This is a genomic window from Polaribacter sp. (genome assembly GCF_965660385.1).
Classification (GTDB): domain Bacteria; phylum Bacteroidota; class Bacteroidia; order Flavobacteriales; family Flavobacteriaceae; genus Polaribacter.
The window spans coordinates 1-2,694 of sequence record NZ_CBFHZT010000113.1 but is presented as its reverse complement, the minus strand read 5'-3'; the positions used below and the strand labels follow the sequence as shown (position 1 = coordinate 2,694).

Sequence of the window (2,694 nt, the reverse complement as noted above, 5' to 3'; positions counted from 1 at the left end):
ATGATTTTATAATTCTGAACGTAATTTTTGTACGTAATGAATTATTTGCCAACGTTCGTTATAAGTTAATTGAGATGAATGAGAACCCATTAAATTTTTCCCATGCATTATAACGTGGTAGATGGTTCCTGCATTTATATCTCTATCTTTATAACTCGGTATTCCTTCAAATTTTTCAGCTTGTGATAAGTACCCATTTCCATCACCTTTTTTACCATGACATGAAATACAATAAATCTCATACATCGCTTTTCCATTAGCCATATTCTCTTCAGATGCTTCTAGTGGATTTACTAATTCTGCTCTTGCTTTTTCATAACCTTCTGGAGTATTTGGAATATCATAAGCAGGATATCCACCCCTTGGTATAGTTCCAGCCACTGGTTTACTATTTACAGGATCACCATTAAGACCTTCAGCATCATCTGCATCATAAGGAATAGATACATACATATCTGGCATATATTCTACTCTGGGCGTTCTTCTTTTATCACTACAAGCTATGACACTTGTAAGAACGGTTAAAGCAATAAGGAATTTTAAACTTTTCATTATCTATTGATTAGTGCTTATCTACAATATTTATTTCTACAGCTCCTGTTTTAGTTAATAATGCAGTTAATTCGTCTGCATTATTATTTACAGGTATTTCCATCAAAAAATGATCATCTGTAGTTCTTGGATCTGGATTCTCAGCTTTTTTAAATGGCCATATTCTACTTCTCATATAAAAAGTAATTACCATTAAGTGCGCTGCAAAAAACACAGTTAATTCGAACATAATTGGCACAAATGCTGGCATATTCTCTAGCCAAGAGAAACTTGGTTTACCTCCAATATCTTGTGGCCAATCTTGAATCATCATGTAATTTGTCATCCAAATAGCAACAGACAAACCTGTAATTCCATAGAAGAAAGCCGTAATCGCTAACTTAGTAGGAGCTAAACCCATTGCTTTGTCTAGACCATGAACAGGAAATGGACAAAATACTTCTTCAATATGATGACGTTCTGCTTTTACAGCTTTTACTGCATCCATCAGAATCTCATCATCATTATAAAACGCGTGAATAACTTTTGATGATTCCATAATTATTCTTTATCTTTTTTATCTGATTTACCTTCTTTAGCAACAGCATCATTTACAATTGTAATAGCTGGCTTAGTAGGTATACCTTGTTCTCTTCTCTTCTTGTAAAATTCACCTGAAGATTTTAATATTGTTTTTACTTCTGCTTGCGCGATAACAGGGAATGTTCTTGCATATAATAGGAATAACACAAAGAAAAATCCTATTGTTCCTATAAAGATACCAACGTCTACAAATGTTGGTTCAAAACGCCACCAAGTTGATGGTAAGTGACCTTTACTTAATACAATTGCGATAATATCAAAACGCTCAAACCACATTCCAATATTGATAAATATTGAAATAATAAATGACCAAATAAAACTTCTTCTAATTTTCTTAAACCATAATAACTGTGGTGTTAAAATGTTAAAGAATAATAATGAATAAAATGCCCAAGCATAAGGTCCTGTTGCAGCACCTACAGATAGATATGTGTAATTTTCATAAGGTGAACCTGTGTACCATGCAATAAAAAACTCTGTTGCATAAGCTACAGCTACAATACCACCTGTTAAAATGATTACAATGTTCATATATTCCACATGTAAACGTGTAATATATTCTTCCATGTTTGTCACCTTTCTCATAATACCTAATAAGGTTTGTACCATCGCGAACCCTGAAAAGATTGCTCCAGCAACGAAATAAGGTGGGAAAATTGTTGAGTGCCATCCTGGGTTGATAGATGTAGCAAAGTCCATAGATACAATAGTATGTACAGAAAGTACTAATGGAGTTGCTAAACCTGCTAAAACCAGAGATACCTCTTCAAAACGTTGCCAATCTTTAGCTCTACCAGACCAACCAAAACTTAATAAGGCATATATTTTCTTTTGGAATGGTTTAACAGCTCTATCTCTTATCATTGCAAAATCTGGTAATAAACCTGTCCACCAAAAAACTAATGATACAGATAAATAGGTAGAGATTGCAAAAACATCCCATAATAATGGCGAGTTAAAGTTTACCCACAATGATCCAAATTGATTTGGTATTGGTAATACCCAATATCCATTCCAAGGACGCCCCATGTGAATGATTGGAAACAATCCTGCTTGAAAAACGGCGAAAATTGTCATTGCTTCTGCGGAACGGTTTATGGCCATTCTCCATTTTTGACGGAATAATAAAAGTACTGCAGAAATTAATGTTCCTGCATGACCAATACCTACCCACCAAACAAAGTTTGTGATATCCCAAGCCCAACCAATGTTTTTGCTTAGACCCCAAACTCCAATACCAGTTCCAACTGTATAAAAGATACATCCAAATCCCCAAAGCATTGCTGCTAAAGAAATGTAAAATGCCATATACCAATTCTTATTTGCCTTACCTTCTATAGGTTTTGCAATGTCTTCGGTAATATCGTGGTAACTTTTATCACCTAATACTAAAGGTTCCCTTATGGGTGCTTCGTAATGAGACATATTTTTATATCTTAAATTTTAATTACGCTTCGTTTGTATTCTTTATTTTTACTTGATAGATTACGTTTGGTTTTGTCTGTAAGTAATCTAATACATTGTAAGCTCTTTTATCTTCTGCTAACGCAGCTACTTGAT

At 33.9% G+C, this 2,694-nt stretch carries 3 protein-coding genes; all 3 read right to left on the bottom strand.

Annotated elements, in window-relative coordinates:
- Positions 1–6 precede the first annotated feature (6 nt).
- From ACTG3V_RS15315 to nrfD, 3 genes are read right to left on the bottom strand one after another with little or no spacing between them, the layout of a single operon-like run.
- Positions 7–552 carry a c-type cytochrome gene (locus ACTG3V_RS15315; protein ID WP_439133044.1) on the bottom strand — a complete coding sequence of 182 codons (546 nt, stop codon included), beginning with the start codon at positions 550–552 and terminating at the stop codon, positions 7–9.
- 10 nt (positions 553–562) lie between these two features.
- Positions 563–1,090 (bottom strand): DUF3341 domain-containing protein, encoded by a 528-nt coding sequence (locus tag ACTG3V_RS15310; protein WP_439133043.1) that lies wholly within the window; start codon positions 1,088–1,090, stop codon positions 563–565.
- Positions 1,091–1,092: 2 nt separating this feature from the next.
- On the bottom strand, positions 1,093–2,559 hold the full coding sequence (gene nrfD / locus ACTG3V_RS15305; protein ID WP_439133042.1) for an NrfD/PsrC family molybdoenzyme membrane anchor subunit: 1,467 nt from the start codon (positions 2,557–2,559) through the stop codon (positions 1,093–1,095).
- Positions 2,560–2,694 lie beyond the last annotated feature (135 nt).